The organism is Scytonema sp. HK-05 (assembly GCF_963872035.1).
In the GTDB taxonomy this organism is placed as follows: domain Bacteria; phylum Cyanobacteriota; class Cyanobacteriia; order Cyanobacteriales; family Nostocaceae; genus Kalymmatonema.
The window spans coordinates 67,591-85,213 of sequence record NZ_CAWMYC010000109.1; the positions used below are offsets into that span (position 1 = coordinate 67,591).

Below are 17,623 nucleotides of genomic sequence, written 5' to 3' on the forward strand. Positions count from 1 at the left end.
GCAGATCGCCGATCCCCAGATAGCCTAAGTGGGCTGGATTTTGTACGTTAAACTTGTTGCGAATGGTTTGCAGAGTGCGCTGTTGCTTTAATTAAATCCGCTGCCTTCTCAGCAATCATGATTGTAGGTGCGTTAGTATTTCCGGATGGAATGGTTGGCATCACGGAGGCATCGACAACGCGCAATCCTTCAATTCCGTGAACCCGCAGTTGAGCATCAACCACTGCCAGTGAATCGTTACCCATTTTGCACGTCCCCACAGGATGCCAAAAGGTATTAGCCGTTTGTCGAATGTAAGCAGCGATTGCCTCTGGCACTGCGCTCCGCGCAATCGCTTCATCACTGGTTACATCTGAACCGGGAGCCGCTTCCTCTCCCAAGAAGTCATCAAAGGCACCAGAATGAGCGAGCTGACGTGCAATTGTAATACCTTCTACCAGCACTTGTAAATCAGTCTCATGTTGGAGATAGTTCGCTTGAATGGCAGGTGGAGCAGCCGGGTTCGCTGATTGCAACGTCACAGTGCCACGACTTTGAGGATTGATCAGACTAACAACTAATGTGATGCCCGGAACGTCATGGGCAAGGGTGGAACTATCCAATAGAGCCGGACTGAAGAGAAACTGTAAGTCAGGTGCAACCTCGTTGCTTGTGCCGCTATGTAGGAATAGCCCAGCTTCTACTATATTACTGGTTGGTGCGATCGCTTGTTGCTCTTGGGTAGACAGGTAGCCAACGGCAACCAGCAGGTGATCTTGCAGGTTCTGCCCCACCCCAGGCAAATCAGCAATAACTGGAATATCTAACGCGTGCAGATGTTCCGCTGAACCAATTCCAGAGAGCATCAACAGTTTAGGTGAATCAAATACTCCTGCACTGAGAATGACTTCCTGGTTTGCCCGCACATGGTATTGGGTTCCATTCTGTGTATACGCTACCCCAAAGGTGCGCCGTCCCTCAAAGAGAATTCGGCTGACTAGCGCACCCGTTTGAATTGTTAAATTCGGGCGATCGAGAATCGGGTGTAAGTAGGCAACCGCTGTACTTTGCCGTCTGCCCTCTTTCACGGTGAGTTGGTACAGCCCTGCACCCTCCTGCTGTACGCCATTAAAGTCGGGATTGCGATTGTAGCCAAGCTTACTGGCAGCGTCTACAAAGCAGTAGGACAGGGGGTGAGGCGCGAGTGGATCGGTCACGGTTAGCGGCCCATCTATCCCATGAAACTCTGACGATCCCCGCTGCTGGTTTTCTGATTTCTTGAAGTACGGTAGCACATCTGAATAGTTCCAGCCCGGATTGCCTAAAGCTTGCCACCGCTCGTAGTTATGTGCATTGCCTCGAATATAAATCATGGCATTGAGCGAACTGCTACCACCCAAGACTTTGCCACGGGGGTGAAAGATTTTGCGGTTATTTAAGTAGGGTTCTTCTTCAGTGAAGTATGCCCAGTCCACCTCAGTACCTGAGAGAGTAGGCCAGTCTACAGGAATCTGGATTTCTGGTTTGGTATCGGGAGTACCCGCTTCGAGTAGCAACACCGTCGTTTTAGGATCTTCCGTGAGGCGATTTGCGATCACAGCACCTGCTGATCCAGCACCAATCACCACATAATCATACTGAGACATGATGACTTCTCCTTTTACAACATGATTCAATTCAATAATTTGAAACTAAGACGTTCCGTTTGGAAGAAATTTAGCTGACCATTCGTATCCATCAGCAAGGCTTAAACAACGCTAGAAGGCGTTAAGAAGCAATTAGATACTAGCTGGCAGCCGATAGGTTCGGTAACTGAAGTTCGAGAAAATTGTTGTGAACGATGATTCTTGCAACTTCACGTGTGCAGAAATGCGAGATTTTCCAATGCACGGAGCGCATGGGGGGTGTTTGCGGGCATATAGACAAATACTCCCGGCTGCAAAGTAATTTCACGTCCTTCGAGGGTGAGTACTCCGCGTCCTTCGATTACAGTCACCGAAACATTCCGTGAAGCGACATGTTCTGGTATTTCAGTACCCGCCGTTAGACAAACTAGTGAGAATTGCACCTGCTCATCTTTGACCAAAGACTTGCGGGTAGTTCCAGGCTTGGTGTAGTCAGCTTGCTCTTGAAGCTGAATTGTCAACGATTTTTGAGTCATTCCATGATTCTCCTATGCTGCTGTTTGAGGTGGCTTTTACTTTTGAAAGGACAGACACCGTTGTCCAACAGTCAGGGCAAAACCAGCAAATTTCATGGTGCTGGATGTACCGAAGTAATGGGTAAGAGCAATAAGGACAGCGGTGCATTATTGTTTACCTCTGTAATTGATTACGGAAAAACAATTTTAGGAGTAGCCGCATGTCCTAGATGAAGATACGCAGTTGTTCGCAGCACAATTTCAGAGTAGAGAACCTTTTGAATCTCCAGACTGGGAACACGTTTTGCTGTGAAGTTGTAAGCCACGATTTCTCCCTTCAGGCTAAAGTCGGTATTCGTCAAGTAGTGGTCATAATCGTGCATTCCCTGAAAAATAAACCCATAGATCGGATTGGGATACACGGAAGAATCGTAACTATCGGCAGATACCCAAAGCTGCCCTCGCTCAATATCTGCAAACATCTCTTTAGCGTTGGCGTAACGCATATAATCTGAAAATTGCAGATTTAAGGGCAATTGATGGAACTCACCCATAAGCCAGTCACAGAGTTGAGCGATGGTTTCGTCAGAAATTTCGGCTGGCTTGCCTTCCAGGTAGAGTTGGGCAAGAGTTTCCACTTGGGATGCACTTGTGTTTGCTTTTGTAAGAGCCATATCGCTACCCTCATATCCTTAAACTACCTTTACGACGTGCCGCCCGTAATTAGGGCGACTTTTCCATTCAGTCGAGACATATTGATGCTCCTTGATACGTAAGTAAGTGGGTTAAAATATTGGTCATTAGTTATTTGTGAGTTAGCTTAGGATCTGGCGCGAGAGCGCAAATCAATGGCGTAAACCTAAACATGCAGCTTCAGCTAAAAGTTTTACCCTTTAATAAATCGCAAATGGCACTGGAGAGATGACTATCTTTCCAATGCGATCATACTTTCCTAAACTTTACTGAATTGGACTGACTGCGAGAGTTTTTGTGCACGAATCCGGTGAACAATCAAAAACAAACAATTCTATACACTGATTAGCAACAGCTTCTGGTAAATTAGTCACAATAACACTTGATGGTTTTACCGTAAGACTTTGACCAGAAAATTCAGCTCCTTTTTTGCCACATGTACTACTCCACCTACCAACCTTAAAAGAAACATCACGATTTATAAGGTTAGCAATTCTAATTGAATCAGATCCAAAGTTGTCTTTTGCACATCGCCATTCACTATTTTTATGTATTCCACATTGGGTAGCTGTAGCAAAGACTGGTGGTGAAAAAACAAAGAACATAAGCATGACGCTTGCAAAAATCCAAAGTAGACGCAATCTCATAATTAAAACCCCGCTTTTTAAGGAATATTTAAGTTAAGCTGCTGTTTTCGTTCCAAGACGAATTGAACCAATTTAAGTGTCTTGGCGGCACACGAGAAGCCTTTAAGAAACTTCTTTTTTAACCGCCCATTCACAGCTGTCATCGACAAACAGCAAGAGTCCTAGTGACATAGCTGCTGTCATCATTCTTCAACGTTCATTCAATTCAGTCCACTCAAGTTTTGTAGTTAAGATGCAACTTAAGCGTTCTATTCTCTTTCCTTGACACTCCCAAGGCTATGAAAATTCCGCTGTCGCTCATTTTCACGCTATACCGTGGGATTCTAGGCTCAACGTCGAAACTTGTTCAACCAGGATTGTTCCCTTCGGGTATCTCCTGAGCCCTGAGTCCTTACGGACACGCTGCGCGTTAGCGCAAGCTCCTCCGGAGGAGGCACGGGCACGGCTTGAGGCCGTTAGCGCAAGCTCCTCCGGAGGAGGCACGGAGACGCTACGCGTATGCCTGCGGCACGCTTTGCGCTTACGCAGTCGCTGTGAGTTCAGGAGACCCTCCAAAGGGCGCTGTCTCACCAGACTGAATAGAGGTTTCAACTCCCAAGCGCGTTTCTTGACTTCCGTTTAGAAGGCAAGATCCCCCATGCCCTGAGGTAGCAATTTTTTCTTTGCCTAGTCGAAGTATATTGATTGCAGCAACATGATCACGTTGTATTCTACAACGGCACTTACAGATATGAGTTCTAGTTGACAGTGACTTCTTGACCATCGTGCCGCACTGTGGACATTAGGCAACTGTCCGTCCGATGGCTAAAAGCCAGTGGGCTTTCTGCTTTTATCGCTGTAACTTTCAAGCGTGCTGTTGAAATCCGCGATCGCACTTCAAAACACTTAAGTTGAAATTAACTTAATATCTATCTTGACAAACTTGCATGGTCTAAATTAGGCAAACGCCGAAGAATGGGGATAGTTCAAAAGGAATCTGGTGAAACACACTTGGCACTAAGTAGAATAATCAAACACTACAAAACCCGCTCTGGCAATCATTCTAAACCGTGAAGTTTCAAGGAAACCAGATATGGGCAAAGGACGTTAAAGTATGCAAGTGAACTCTGTAGAAATTGTCAAGAAGGCTTACATATACCTAAACGAAAAAGATACTCCTAGTTATTTTTCACTAATGTCCCCGAATGTTGAGTTTTATCAAACTGAAGAGCTACCTTGGGGTGGTCAGTATCGTGGTTTTGATGAAATCAAGGTTTTTTTCTCAAAGATTTTTCCGTTGATTGATTCTTCAGTCAAGATATCTCACTACATTCAAGCGGGTGATCAAACCGTTGCGATCGGTAAGACGAGTGGCGTAGCAAAGCAAACTGGAAAAGCTTTCAATTGTAACTTGGCTCATATCTGGACAGTTCAGCGAGAGAAAATTGTTTGACTAGAGGTTTACATCGACACAGATGTCATGAAAGCTGCATTAAAAATATAAGTTTAAAAAAATGGTTCTATATGCTTCAACAGGAGGTTCACAGATGAGGATTTTTGTTGCAGGGGCAACGGGAGCGATCGGTCGTCCGCTAATCGCGCAATTGCTGGCAAAAGGACACGATGTAGTGGCGTTGACCCGTTCTCCAGACACAGCCAGAACTTTAGCTGAACAAGGTGTAGAACCTGCGATCGCAGATGTGTTCGATGCAGATGCTGTTAAAGCTGCCGTCATCCGTGCTCAACCGGAAGTGGTAATTGAACAACTCACCGCCCTGCCCAAAACCTATACTGGTGAGTCGATGAGCGCCGCAGCACCATTGAACCATCGTATTCGTCTAGAAGGGGGTACCAATGTGCTGGCAGCAGCGCAAGCGGCTGGCGTGCGTCGGTATCTGAGGCAGTCGATCGCATTTTGGGCAGTTCCTGGTACCGGATTGGCAGACGAAGAAACACCACTCTCCTTAGATGCTTCACCCGCAGTTGCAGCAGATGCTCGCACAGTGACTGAGATCGAGCGTCGGCTCCTGGAAACGCCCAATTTAGAAGGAATTGCCCTGCGTTATGGCTTCTTTTACGGACCCGGTACCTGGTTTGCTCCCGATGGCGACGTTGCTCAACAAGTGCGGCAGCAACAGTTTCCTATCGTTGGCAATGGCGAAGGTGTATGGTCATGGGTTCACATTGAGGATGTGGCGATCGCAACGGTTGCGGCAGTGGAGCGAGGCAATCCTGGCATTTATCTGATTACGGACGATCGCCCCTTAGCGGTGCGCGAGTGGCTCTCTGCTTATGCCCGATGGCTGAATGCGCCACCGCCTCCGCAGGTATCGGTTGAGGATGCCCTGCGAATGAGCGGTGCTGACGCCGTCTACTACGGTACTCAGATGCGAGGCGCATTGAATGCCAAGGCAAAACGGGAACTAGATTTTCAGCCTCGACCGTTAGAATGGCTGGTTGACACCCCTGTTGCTCATGCCAGTTAACAACTTGTGCCAGTCAACAATGTAAGGGAGAAGAAAGATGAAGATTGCTCAATATGGAACAATGGTCGCGGTCATGCATGCGATCGCTAATGGACTACATGGCTTAGCGCATATAGAAATCCCAGTTTCCCTCTCTCTGCTTCAGAGTTTGTTTGTTGGTGTTGTGATTGCGCTGGCTCCAATCATTGCAGTCGTTTTACTCTGGACGCATTTCTACCGCATCGGTAGCTGGCTCTTGCTCAGTTCAATAGCAGGATCACTCCTTTTTGCGATCTACAATCATCACATCGTAATGAGTCCCGATCATGTTTCTCAAGTTTCCTTTGAAGGCTGGGGTTTGCTTTTCGCTCGTCACAGCTTACCTTATATTAATTGTGGATGGATTGGGATGTTGGATTAGCGTATTGGCATTGAAAACGGTACAGCAACCAGAGAAGGTTATATGAGTTCTCAAGGGTGATTTTAACCACCATCGTCTGCTGCTGTTCAAGGGTCGCCTACCGAATGTTGGGCACCGTAACCGATGCTGAAGATATGGTGCAAGAAACCTTCCTACGCTGGCAACAAACAATGGTCTTTCGTCTTATCTATAAATAGCTCACAGGCTTCAACAGGAGAATGTCATGACTCAATATGACTATATTGTGATTGGTGCAGGCTCGGCAGGCTGCGTGGTTGCCAATCGTTTGACAGAAAATCCAGAAACCACGGTGCTGTTGCTCGAAGCGGGCAATCCCGATACGAAACCAGAGATTCAAATCCCACTGCAATGCACACACCTACCAGGCACCGAGGTGGACTGGGGCTATTTCTCGGAACCCGAACCCTACCTTAACGATCGCAAAGTCTTTTGTCCTCGTGGCAAAGTCCTCGGTGGTAGCAGTGCGATTAATTTCCTGCTCTATATTCGAGGTAATCTTCACGATTATGACCACTGGCAGTCATTGGGCAATCCCAGTTGGAGTTATCAGGATGTATTGCCCTATTTCAAGAAATCTGAGCATCAGCAACGCGGTGACTCCCAATACCATGGGGTGGATGGCGAGTTGAGCGTTACTGATGTCATTGCCCCAGCTGCAATCTCGCAACGCTTTGTAGATGCAGCAGTGGCACTGGGATACGATCGCAATCCAGATTTCAACGGCGTGCAGCAGGAGGGTGTGGGACCTTTTCAGTTCACAGTCAAGGACGGTAAACGGCATAGTACTGCGGCTGCATTCCTCCTGCCCATTCTCAAGCGTCCCAATTTGACCACAATGACAGGAGCCTTAGCAACGCGGTTACTGTTTGAGGGCACCCGTACCGTTGGGGTGGAATACCTGCACGAGGGCACACTGCACCAGGCCAGGGTCAATCAGGAAGTAATTGTCAGTGCAGGCGCATTCGATTCGCCCAAGCTGCTAATGCTGTCTGGTATTGGGGATGCAGAACAGTTGCAAGCATTGGGGATTTCTGTCGTGGTTGACTTGCCCGGTGTCGGTCAAAACCTGCAAGACCATATTCTCGTTGCAGTGCCCTACGAAGCAACTCAGGATTTACACACAGCAACTACCAGTAATGGCATTGCTGAAACAGGATTGTTTATGCATAGCGAGGGAAATCAGGATGTTGCGCCAGATTTAGAATTAATCTTCGGTCCGATTCTGTGGGCACCGCCTGGCTATCCCAACTCGGGTTTGGGCTTCACGGGTCTAGTCGTTTTGACTCATCCCCAAAACATTGGGAGTGTCAGTTTGCGTTCGCCCGATCCTAAAGATGCACCGATGATTCGGCTGAACTATCTGCAAAGTCAATCCGATGTACAAAAGCTAGTTGACGCGATTAAATTAATGCGCCAATTGTTCCAGACTAGTGCCTTTGATGAGTTTCGAGGTAGGGAAGTCGCTCCTGGTGCTGACGTGACTAGCGATGAAGCACTCGTTGCCTACATCCGGGAAACCTGCGGTACGGTGTTTCATCCGATTGGTACCTGCAAAATGGGCACTGACCCAATGGCGGTGGTAGACCCCGAACTCCAGGTACATGGAGTTCAAGGGTTGCGTGTCGTCGATGCATCCATCATGCCAACGCTGATCACAGGACATACAAACGCGCCCACCATCATGATCGGTGAAAAAGCAGCCCATTTGATTAAAGCCGCAAGTGCCGTTTCACAGCTAATACAAGCCTAACTAACTCGATTGCGTGTAGACGTGGAGCGGATTCTAACCTGAACTTCTCCTGTACAAATGTACTAAATAGCCCTTAAACCCTTGTTAAATAAAGAACTTAGCCTGAGCGTGCAAATATATGTGTACCCATGTAAGCGATAGAACTATTGGCACATCTGTGGTAGACTCAAAAACACGGGGTCAACGCCTCAAACTCGCTCCGCAAGCCCCTTACTTTTCCTATCTAAGCGTCCCCTTGAAATACTCACACTATCTTCCATTACAAGGATAAAGACCCATGAGCCAATCTAATTTATCCACTGCTGCCCAGGAGGCGGCAACCGATACTATCTTGAACATTGATCTCAACGTTCAAGCTCAGAAGGGTCCAGACCTGCGAAAAGACCATCCTAAAAGCCACGGCTTAGTTTGGGGAGAGTTCAGGATTGAGGACAATATTCCTGAATCGTTGAAGGTGGGTATCTTTGCCCAGCCTAAAACCTATCCGATTTGGATGAGGTTCTCGAATGCTTCCGAAGCAGAGAAGCGCGGTAAGCTCAAGTCGGATCTTGAACCCGATGTTCGGGCACTCGCCATCAAACTCCTACAGGTAGAGGGTGAAAAAGTGCTGGATGATGAGAAGGAAACCCAGGACTTTCTTCTGATTAATCATCCGGTCTTCATTGTGCGCGATGCCCAAGGATTCGCCAACCTGACAAAAGCGAGCATTGGTCAGGCAGATGCAGAAGAGCTGCGATCGCTAGAACCGACTTTTGAAGTCCTAAAAGCGATCGCTAGCAAACAAGTTGCGAATCCACTGCTGATCCAATACTGGAGCACTACTCCCTATCAACTTGGCTCTCAATCCATCAAGTTTTCTGTAAAACCTCACTCCTCAGATACTTCCGGTTCAACACCCAATTCAGAGACGTACTTGCGTGAGGCAATGGTCAAACACCTGTCGGAAGATGGCAAAGATGCAACCTTTGACTTCTTGGTACAGCTCTATGTCAACGATGAGAAAACTCCCATTGAAGATCCGATGCAAGAGTGGGAAGAGAAGGACTCACCGTTTATCAAACTTGCTACCATCAAAATTCCAGCTCAGAAATTCGACTTTGAGGAGCGGAAGCGGCTGGATGAGGGACTATCGTTCAATCCCTGGCATACCCTCCCTGAACACGCACCCTTGGGTAGTGTCAATTTAGCTCGCAAGAAGGTTTATCAGGAGATAGCAAAGGCTCGACTGAGTAATATACACCACCGCATTGAAGAGCCGCAAGCATACAGTTCAGTCTTGGACGATCCTCAATAATCTTTCTCGCCAACGACTTCCGCCAATAACAAAAGAGCGGAAGTAGTACCTCGAAATCGTTTCTATTAGACACATGCAGCAAATGATCCAATTTCTCATCGCACAGTATGGAACATGAACCACACACTCAAGAATAAACGCGCACTCATTACCGGAGGCAGTCGCGGCATCGGTGCCGCCATTGTCAAACGTTTAGCAAGTGTTGGTGCTGATATCGCCCTCACCTATACTAGCTCGCCCAATCAGGCTAACGAGGTCGTGCAGGCGGCAGAGGCCCTAGGTGTCCAGGCTTTAGCCATCCAAACTGGGCACAAATCTTTTTATTAATACTTCCAGCCTTCTGCCCTCTGCCTTTCTTTGTAAGTACAGGACTACAACACCATGAAAACAGTACTAAACCGTTCCACGTTGTGACTGTTGGCGCAACCCCAACACCCGGACAGTCACGCTTGGATCTACTCGGCGCAAATGCAGCAATTCTGCGTCCGATTGTGCGGGAATTAGATCGAGTTGCCCCTGATGCGATCATCATTCTCGTCAGCAACCCCGTGGATATTCTCACCCGAATTGCGATCGCAACGTCCACGCGATCAGAGCATTTAATTTTTGGCTCAGGAACGGTTTTAGATACTGCGCGACTACAATATCAGCTTGGCAAGCGACTCAATGTTGATAAGTACGATGTGCATGTGCCAGTGATTGGAGAACATGGCGATAGTGAGTTTCCAGTTTGGTCAAATGCTGCGATCGGGATGATTCCGTTAACTGAGTTTCCGCTACCCAAAGGTACGTCATTAGAACAGATTCAGATAGAACTCGCCGACGTAACTCGCGATCGTGGTAACGCAATCATGCAGCGAAAAGGGCATACCAGCTATGGCATTGCCACAAGCGTCGCTCAATTGGTTGATGCGATCCTGCGAGATGAAAAGCGAATGTTTACGGTTTCTGTTCAAATCATTCACCTGTTGGAACACCACCCGAAGTTACATTAGTTCCTAACAATTCCCTATTGACTGAGACACCAGAAGAAGGACGACAACTGGCCGTCAAAATGACACGGCTAATTATTAAGCTGACTCAGCCGGATGAAGAAAAACGCAAACAACTGCGAGACGTATATGGTAACGATGCCATGATGCTGATTGCAGTTGGACAGACGGTTGCGACAGAGTTTGCCACAATCGCTGCTGCTAACAACAAAAGAGCGGAAATAGCTCTAAGGAGATTAGTACTATGATCAGACTTCTTGTTAACTTTTTAGAGGCGCTATTGAACACGTTTTATCGCAAACGTGTCTATCCACGATTCTATGTTTTAGAAACCGTTGCTCGTGTTCCCTACTTTGCCTACACATCTGTTCTCCACCTCTACGAAACAATGGGTTGGTGGCGCAAATCTGATTGGTTGAAAGTTCACTTTGCTGAATCCTGGAACGAACTCCATCACCTGCTGATCTCAGAGTCGTTAGGCGGCAGTCGCTATTTTATTGATCGCTTTATCGCCCATGGTGGAGCCTTGGTTTACTACTGGATTATCGTTGGAGTATATATTCTGTCTCCCCGCTCTGCCTATCATTTCATGCAACTTGTCGAGGAACACGCTTATCACACCTACAACACTTTCCTTAAAGAGCATGGGGAAGAACTGAAGCAGTTACCTGCACCAGAGATCGCGATCAAATACTATCGAGACGGCGACCTCTACATGTTTGACGAGTTTCAAACCAGTCACCCCAGTGAGTTCCGCCGTCCCAAAATTGAAAATCTCTACGATGTGTTTGTTGCAGTTCGAGAGGATGAACTTGAACACGTCAAAACAATGATTGCTTGCCAACAACCAGAGGCTCAAGACACTTTTCAAAGCCCTCACGATGCTAACCGATCTGCTCTACCTGAATCGATTCGGGCTGTGATCGACGCGCAGACGAGTGACATCGTTCGAGCGGCAGAGGAAGAGCCAGTCGAACTAACGTAGCCAGTGTCATTAAAACAGGTTGATTTTAGACATCGGATTCACCTTGAACGTTCACCTAGTGTGCCCAAGGCAAACGGCAAGCTAAAACTTACACAAGCAGTTTTTTTTCATTAGACACACGCAGCAAACTATCCAATTTCTCATCGCACGGTATCGAAGATGAACCATACACTCAAGAATAAACCTGCACTCATTACCGTTAGGCATGCAAGAAAGGATTAGATGGAGCCTATTTATTAGGCAAATGCCTGGAATCCCGGTTGAGCGTTCACATTTATTTGTCATAGAGGTTGATAAAACATGTTTGATCTTGACCAAACTATCAAAGAGCGGCACTCAACACGCAAATTCTTATCTCAACCAGTGCCACGGGCTTTGCTTGATGAAGCCCTCGCTCTAGCGCAGCTCGCGCCGTCAAATTCAAACACCCAGCCGTGGCGGGTGGTGTTTGCCCAAGGCACCCGTCGAGATCGTCTGCAAGAGGCTTTGCTAAACCAAGCGAAGCAGCAGCCGCCCACTAGCTTTGGGCTGCCAGAGTCCTTCCAGCATTACCGTCAGGAACTGGGCGCACAAGTCTACGGGGCGATGGGGATTGCTCGTGACGATAAAGTGAGTAGACAGCTAGCTGTTCTGCGCAATTACGAATTTTTTGGCGCACCAGTGGTCGGTATCGTCTGCATGCACCAAGATCTGGGCGTTGCCGATGCCTTGGGTGTGGGGATGTATCTACAAACGCTGGTGCTGAGCCTAACTGCTCGTGGCATTGGCACTTGCGTAGAGGTTTCGCGCTTCGGCTTATCCCGAAATCATCCGCAGCCAACTGAACATCCCACCGGAATTACTGATCATTTGTGGCTTAGCCGTTGGCTATTCCGATCCTGATTTTCCGGCTAATCATCTGCATATAAGCCGTGAGGCCGTTGAGAAAAACGTCTTGTTTCTCGACAATTAAAAAAGGTTGTCTTTCCTTCATAGAATCGTCGCAGAGAAATTCATTTTTGTAACTATTACAGCGAGATCGCCCGTCGAGACTACAAACAAGCCTACTCAGCTTGGGACAGAGATGGCGCTGCCAGCCAGCAGTCGTTTGAGCAATTCATGCAGGGTTTTGCCAATACCGCATCTGTTGCTGTAGAGGTTGGAGAACCCGGTAGACTAGACGGCGCAGCAGGCTCATCCTACATTAAGATTCCGGTTAGTGTTACTGCCATCACCACGAATGGAACTTGCAATATTTTGCGGAAAGTTGCAAATAAGATTGGTCTTGCCCTCGACAAAATTACAATAAGCTGTTGTCAATTTTTGGATCGAATCTACTTATGAAAGCGCTCCAAAGAACAAAAAAACAACGTAAAAGTACAGCACAATGTTGCTAAGGCAATAGGAGCCAATTGAACAGGCTCGTTAAAATAAAATCCCCGTCTTCAGCCGAAGGCAAGACGAGGTTGTTCAATTTAAGTTCGCCTATTAACCATGGTTGCGCTAGCTTGATCCACTGGCATAAGTATAACTTCGTTGATATTTACATGGCTTGGTCGCGTAACGCAGAAAAATATCACATCGGCAACATCATCTGGAGTGAGCGGAGTGACTCCCTGGTAAACTTTTTTGGCGCGATCGCTATCTCCATGAAAGCGCACTTCGCTAAACTCGGTTTCTACCATACCAGGGTCAACAGAACTTACGCGGATAGGAGTTCCTAACAGGTCTTGTTTCAAACCTTCGGAAATGGCTCTGACAGCGGCTTTCGTGCCACAGTAGACATTACCATTAGGATAGGTTTGATGTCCGGCAATCGAACCAATATTTACCACATGACCGCGATCGCGTTTCACCATTCCAGGAACAACGTAGCGGGTGAGGTAGAGCAAACCCTTGATGTTGGTATCAATCATTTCCTCCCAATCTTGGATGTCGCCTTCGTGGAGTTTGTCTAAACCGCGACTCAGACCAGCGTTATTGATTAAGATATCGATATCAGACCAGGCAGGGGGTAGGCTTGAGATAGCAGATTCTACGGCAGAGCGATCGCTCACATCTAGCTGTAACAAATGGAACTCTAGAGACGTTGCATGCAACGTCTCTACAAGTTCCTGCAAGCGCTCCAACCGCCGCGCCGCTAAAATCAGTTTTGCACCTGCATTTGCGAAGACTTTGGCACAAGCAGCACCGATACCACTACTTGCACCAGTAATTAAAACGATTTGATTTTGTACAGAAAGCATTTTTAGTCAAAAGTCAACAATCAGTGAACAGTTATCAGTAAACAGTAAACACTAAACAGTGAACCTGATAACTAATAACTGTTTTAAGAGTCAAGAGTCAACAATCAGTGAGCAGTAAACAGTGAACCTGATAACTAATAACTGATAACTGATAACTGATAACTGATAACTGTTTTAAGACTAATGACTCATGACTAATGACTAATAACTAGTTTTTCACGACCTGCATACGCTGAGTAATCATAACCATGCCTTCTCCTCGCATGATCACCGTAGAAACCCATTGGCTACCAGGGGTAGCTGGTGCGCGTCCAACTTTAAAAATTCCGCCAGATGAAAGTAATTCCAAGTCCACAGGTGTGGGACTCAGGAATTTATCTGGTTTAATCGGTTCTTCCAACGCTGCTCCCAATAGATAATCATCACCAAGCGGTTCTTGGACAATTGCGTCCAAACTATACTGCTGACCAACTTTTACTTGCTGGGGTAACTTAATATCTACTTGAGGTGGCTTGGTACCAGAGGTTATTTGAGTACGTTCAGACAAAATGTCTTGGCGGACAATTTTACCTCCAGCGACGCGTTGGCGCGACCTAATTGTGGCATTGAGAACCGAGTTAGCAGTGTTAGTCGAGGGGACGCCAGTGATATTGGTCACTGTTTCTGCGACAATGGCATTACCTTCTGGTTGCCAAGATTGTATCTGGGTGCTGTATTTCAATTGGGGGTATCGCTGCCAAAGTGCAGTTAATGCTTTTTCCATATTCAGGCGGGTTAAGCCATCCCCATGAATGAAATTTGGGCTGTAGAACTGCATCACTCCTTTGACATCGCGTCGGTTTGCTGCGGTATCAATTTGCGTCAATAAATTTTTCAATTGGGCGGGTGCATTCTGGGAAGCACTGGGGACGGGTTCTGCGGCTTGGGCTAAGTGCTGGGGTGTACTTGCTTGAGCGCTCCAATTCGTCAATAAACCCAGTGTCAGCAGGGAAAAAACTAGCAAGCGACTAGATGGCAACAGTGTTGGACGTTTGTGTAGAAAGGAAACAAAATTAGGCATGAGCAATAACAAGGCAATTTGACTACAGAGATATGGAAATTGTTTTATCTTAGCTAACTCCGCAACAAGCCTATCACTCACCCGCAAGGGGGTGATGAGATGAATTGCGGGACAATCAGGGTGGGTCTCCCAACCAATTTTCTGCACAGCAGGAAGAGGACAGGGGGACAGCGCCCTGATTATCAATCTCCGAGTTTATCCAACAGAGAACGAAATGCTTCAGATACAGATATCCCTCTACTTTCTGCGTAACGCTCTATTTTTTCTAGCTCCTGGTCATTAAGACGAATCATAACCTGATTTTTCCTTGTTGCAGACACTTTTTGCTTTGGCATCGTTGACACTTGTAAACTGCGTTGCTACTATGGTCGTAGCACAGATGACAAGTGTAAAACAAGGAGGTGATTCCCCAATGTTGATGAACTACCAATACCGTGCATATCCGACAACACAACAGAAGAGGCAGCTAAGCTACTGGCTACGCATCTGTAGGTACTGGTACAACCATCAACTAGGGGATAGGTTTGATTGGTGGGAAAATAACCGCACGGCTGTAAACTCTTGTCCTTTGGTATGTTCGTTGCCAGTATTGCGTGACAACCCAGATTTTTACTCCCAGAAAAAACAACTTCCAGTTATTAAGGAAGACTTGCTTAAGCTAAATTATTCTGGTGAGTTACTAGACTTTACCTGCGTGCCATCACAAACACTTCAAGATGTATCAAAGCGAGTAGACCTGGCTTTTTCTCGCTTCAACAAAGGTGACAGCAACGGAAATCGTAGTGGGAAACCAAGGTTTAAGAACGCTGCTCGTTACCGCACTATGAGAATTGAAGCGCAGGCTGTAACCATTGAGCGAGTAGAAAAAGATTCGCTGTTTTTATCGCTTTCCAAGCTTAAAGGATGGGTAAAGGTGCGATTGCATCGTCCCTTACTTAATAGAGCGAAGCTAAGAAACCTCCTCTTAACTTTGAAATCTGACGGTTGGTACATCACGATTTGCTTGGAAGATTCAACAGTACCAGAATTCAAGCCTGATGGCATTGCACCAACTTGGGATAATTCCATCGGACTGGATGCAGTACTTCATGAAGATGACTACCTAGCAACCTCAGAAAATACCAAGCTGCTAGCACTTAAGTCTTTCAGGAAGTCCGAGAATCGTCTAGCCAAAGTTTCAAAACGCAAAGCCACCAAAAACAAAGGTAGTCGGTCACGTCGCAAACTGGCAAAACGCGAGGCAAGAGTTCATCAACGTATTGCTCGTTCTCGTCGTGACCATGCATTCAAGACTGCTCATGCATTGGTACGAACTGGCAAGAAAGTTTTTATTCATGAGGATTTGAACCTTAAAGCTTTATCAAAGCGCAATCAGGTAAAGCAGGATGAACATGGCAAATATCTACCAAACGGACAATCAGCAAAATCCGGGTTGAACAAATCCTGGAATGATGCCGCGTTCGGACAATTTTTCACAGTCCTAGAATACATAGCCGTAAAAGCTGGGGCTAGGACGATTGCTTGTAGTCCGCAATACAGATCTCAATTACTGGCATATCGTGACGAGTTTATCTTCATTGATTGCGATATCCGCTCATATTGGGATGCAGAACTCTCGCTTTTGATTGACCGTGATCTCAATGCTGCAATCAATTTAAAACGCGTAGGTCGCGGTCTGTTCCCAACGATAAAACGCCGTAAAGGGAATCCAGTAGTAACTGCTTCAACTACTAATAGTACCTTGAAGGAAGTTCTGGAAACATTAAAATGTGCCAGAAGCCTACACTCGCCTTCGGCTGAGTGTAGGTAGTTCACGTTAAACTAAGCGCTAACAGGGTGGAGAGTAGATGGTACACGCTCCTATAAGGTTACTGATAGCTGCTAGTGGGACTGGCGGACACGTGTTTCCGGCGATCGCACTAGCTGAACACTTAAGCGATTATGAAATCGAATGGCTTGGTGTCCCCAATCGATTAGAAACTCAGCTTGTTCCTAAGCAGTATCGATTGAATACTATTGCAGTTGAAGGTTTTCAGCAAGGTTTTGGAATTTCGTCTCTTCGCATTTTGGTAAAACTTATTGGTTCAATTCTAAAAGTCAGGAAAATTTTACAAGAAGGAAAATTTCAAGGAGTGTTCACCACAGGAGGTTACATCGCCGCACCTGCTGTGATTGCAGCGCGTTCCTTGGGTTTACCTGTCATTCTCCACGAAGCCAACGCCTTACCTGGTAAAGTCACTCGCTTTTTCGGACCTTGGTGTAATGCGGTGGCGGTGGGTTTTGAAGTGGCTTCTGGGTATTTGCCCCGCGTCAAAACAATTTACACCAGTACTCCGGTACGTTCTCAATTCCTAGAAGAAGGAATTGAAGCATCCTTGGATCTACCTATTCCTGAGGGCGTTCCCTTAATCGTTGTCTTTGGTGGTAGCCAAGGAGCGGTTGCTATCAATAAGCTGGTGCGCCAGTGTGCCAATGCTTGGTTTGATGCTGGTGCTTGGGTTGTGCATCTGACAGGTGATAAAGATCCAGAGGCTGACACTCTGAAAGATGCGCAGTATATTAATTTACAATTTTATGAGAATATGGCTGCGTTACTGCGACGGGCGAATCTGGCAATTACTCGTTCTGGAGCCGGTAGTTTAACGGAAATGGCAGTGTGCGGAACACCAGCAATTTTGATTCCTTACCCGTTTGCCGCAGAAGACCATCAGACTTATAATGCAGAAGTTTTCACCTCAGTCGGTGCAGCGATCGCCTTTAAACAGTCGGAGTTGACAGCTGAGGTATTGCAAAATAAGGTTTTGGAGTTGTTGCAAAATCCAGAAGAGTTGCGAAAAATGGGGGAAAAGGCTTTGGCGATCGCTGTTCCTGATAGCGCCGAAAAATTGGCGCAATTGGTGCGTGATGTGGTGGAGAAGTCAACGACCTAACAGTTGAGTGTCAACCCCATGCCTATAAGGCAGGGGCTTGCA

General features: G+C 46.8%; 22 protein-coding genes. 14 read left to right on the top strand and 8 right to left on the bottom strand.

The features are described 5' to 3' along the window. Window positions 1-47: 47 nt before the first annotated feature. The 5 genes from AACT52_RS21120 to AACT52_RS21140 form a co-directional block, all read right to left on the bottom strand. A complete protein-coding gene (locus tag AACT52_RS21120) occupies window positions 48-1,625 on the bottom strand; it encodes a GMC family oxidoreductase (RefSeq protein ID WP_073633228.1) in 1,578 nt (525 codons plus the stop codon). A gap of 209 nt (window positions 1,626-1,834) precedes the next feature. Further along, a complete protein-coding gene (locus AACT52_RS21125) occupies window positions 1,835-2,140 on the bottom strand; it encodes a cupin domain-containing protein (protein WP_073633229.1) in 306 nt (101 codons plus the stop codon). 170 nt (window positions 2,141-2,310) lie between these two features. After that, window positions 2,311-2,793, bottom strand: a complete 483-nt coding sequence (locus tag AACT52_RS21130; protein ID WP_073633230.1) for a transposase — start codon at window positions 2,791-2,793, stop codon at window positions 2,311-2,313. A 285-nt stretch (window positions 2,794-3,078) separates the two neighbouring features. Continuing rightward, the gene (locus tag AACT52_RS21135; protein WP_143172840.1) at window positions 3,079-3,459 is read right to left on the bottom strand and encodes a hypothetical protein; all 381 of its coding nucleotides are present in this window, start codon (window positions 3,457-3,459) and stop codon (window positions 3,079-3,081) included. Between the two features lie 520 nt (window positions 3,460-3,979). Next, window positions 3,980-4,222, bottom strand: a complete 243-nt coding sequence (locus tag AACT52_RS21140; RefSeq protein ID WP_073633232.1) for a hypothetical protein — start codon at window positions 4,220-4,222, stop codon at window positions 3,980-3,982. Window positions 4,223-4,552: 330 nt separating this feature from the next. Between AACT52_RS21140 and AACT52_RS21145 the strand changes: the two genes are divergently transcribed. The 12 genes from AACT52_RS21145 to AACT52_RS21200 all read left to right on the top strand — a co-directional run bounded on the left by AACT52_RS21145 (window position 4,553) and on the right by AACT52_RS21200 (window position 12,689). After that, window positions 4,553-4,891: a nuclear transport factor 2 family protein gene (locus AACT52_RS21145; RefSeq protein ID WP_073633233.1), complete on the top strand. Its 339-nt coding sequence runs from the start codon at window positions 4,553-4,555 to the stop codon at window positions 4,889-4,891. 94 nt (window positions 4,892-4,985) lie between these two features. Further along, window positions 4,986-5,924, top strand: a complete 939-nt coding sequence (locus tag AACT52_RS21150; RefSeq protein WP_073633234.1) for an NAD-dependent epimerase/dehydratase family protein — start codon at window positions 4,986-4,988, stop codon at window positions 5,922-5,924. A 37-nt stretch (window positions 5,925-5,961) separates the two neighbouring features. After that, complete coding sequence (locus AACT52_RS21155) at window positions 5,962-6,324, top strand: hypothetical protein (RefSeq protein ID WP_233154033.1); 363 nt, start codon at window positions 5,962-5,964, stop codon at window positions 6,322-6,324. Window positions 6,325-6,428: 104 nt separating this feature from the next. Further along, window positions 6,429-6,521, top strand: a complete 93-nt coding sequence (locus tag AACT52_RS21160) for a sigma factor (protein ID WP_233154034.1) — start codon at window positions 6,429-6,431, stop codon at window positions 6,519-6,521. Window positions 6,522-6,547: 26 nt separating this feature from the next. Next, a complete protein-coding gene (locus tag AACT52_RS21165) occupies window positions 6,548-8,095 on the top strand; it encodes a GMC family oxidoreductase (RefSeq protein WP_073633235.1) in 1,548 nt (515 codons plus the stop codon). 277 nt (window positions 8,096-8,372) lie between these two features. Then, window positions 8,373-9,389 carry a catalase family protein gene (locus tag AACT52_RS21170; protein ID WP_073633236.1) on the top strand — a complete coding sequence of 339 codons (1,017 nt, stop codon included), beginning with the start codon at window positions 8,373-8,375 and terminating at the stop codon, window positions 9,387-9,389. 114 nt (window positions 9,390-9,503) lie between these two features. Beyond that, the gene (locus AACT52_RS21175) at window positions 9,504-9,716 is read left to right on the top strand and encodes an SDR family NAD(P)-dependent oxidoreductase (protein ID WP_233154035.1); all 213 of its coding nucleotides are present in this window, start codon (window positions 9,504-9,506) and stop codon (window positions 9,714-9,716) included. An 83-nt stretch (window positions 9,717-9,799) separates the two neighbouring features. After that, window positions 9,800-10,384, top strand: a complete 585-nt coding sequence (locus AACT52_RS21180; protein WP_073633237.1) for a malate dehydrogenase — start codon at window positions 9,800-9,802, stop codon at window positions 10,382-10,384. Between the two features lie 17 nt (window positions 10,385-10,401). Beyond that, window positions 10,402-10,629 (top strand): hexameric tyrosine-coordinated heme protein, encoded by a 228-nt coding sequence (locus AACT52_RS21185; protein WP_073633238.1) that lies wholly within the window; start codon window positions 10,402-10,404, stop codon window positions 10,627-10,629. After that, on the top strand, window positions 10,626-11,366 hold the full coding sequence (locus AACT52_RS21190) for an alternative oxidase (protein ID WP_073633239.1): 741 nt from the start codon (window positions 10,626-10,628) through the stop codon (window positions 11,364-11,366). The genes AACT52_RS21185 and AACT52_RS21190 overlap by 4 nt, the downstream gene beginning before the upstream one ends. A 300-nt stretch (window positions 11,367-11,666) precedes the next feature. Next, window positions 11,667-12,248 (top strand): nitroreductase family protein, encoded by a 582-nt coding sequence (locus tag AACT52_RS21195; RefSeq protein WP_198940968.1) that lies wholly within the window; start codon window positions 11,667-11,669, stop codon window positions 12,246-12,248. A gap of 216 nt (window positions 12,249-12,464) precedes the next feature. Continuing rightward, window positions 12,465-12,689: a hypothetical protein gene (locus AACT52_RS21200; protein WP_073633240.1), complete on the top strand. Its 225-nt coding sequence runs from the start codon at window positions 12,465-12,467 to the stop codon at window positions 12,687-12,689. A gap of 131 nt (window positions 12,690-12,820) precedes the next feature. Here the strand turns inward: AACT52_RS21200 and AACT52_RS21205 are convergent, their stop codons facing one another. The 3 genes from AACT52_RS21205 to AACT52_RS21215 all read right to left on the bottom strand — a co-directional run bounded on the left by AACT52_RS21205 (window position 12,821) and on the right by AACT52_RS21215 (window position 14,986). Then, window positions 12,821-13,591: an SDR family oxidoreductase gene (locus tag AACT52_RS21205; protein ID WP_073633241.1), complete on the bottom strand. Its 771-nt coding sequence runs from the start codon at window positions 13,589-13,591 to the stop codon at window positions 12,821-12,823. 208 nt (window positions 13,592-13,799) lie between these two features. Beyond that, on the bottom strand, window positions 13,800-14,651 hold the full coding sequence (locus AACT52_RS21210) for a nuclear transport factor 2 family protein (RefSeq protein ID WP_073633246.1): 852 nt from the start codon (window positions 14,649-14,651) through the stop codon (window positions 13,800-13,802). Window positions 14,652-14,833: 182 nt separating this feature from the next. Further along, entirely contained in the window at window positions 14,834-14,986 is a 153-nt protein-coding gene (locus AACT52_RS21215) for a DUF6290 family protein (protein WP_083630458.1), read from the bottom strand. Between the two features lie 44 nt (window positions 14,987-15,030). Here AACT52_RS21215 and AACT52_RS21220 point away from each other — a divergent pair, with 44 nt between their 5' ends. Both AACT52_RS21220 and murG read left to right on the top strand, forming a co-directional pair. Beyond that, on the top strand, window positions 15,031-16,461 hold the full coding sequence (locus tag AACT52_RS21220) for an RNA-guided endonuclease InsQ/TnpB family protein (RefSeq protein WP_233154037.1): 1,431 nt from the start codon (window positions 15,031-15,033) through the stop codon (window positions 16,459-16,461). 37 nt (window positions 16,462-16,498) lie between these two features. Beyond that, the gene (murG, locus tag AACT52_RS21225) at window positions 16,499-17,581 is read left to right on the top strand and encodes an undecaprenyldiphospho-muramoylpentapeptide beta-N-acetylglucosaminyltransferase (protein WP_073633243.1); all 1,083 of its coding nucleotides are present in this window, start codon (window positions 16,499-16,501) and stop codon (window positions 17,579-17,581) included. Window positions 17,582-17,623 lie beyond the last annotated feature (42 nt).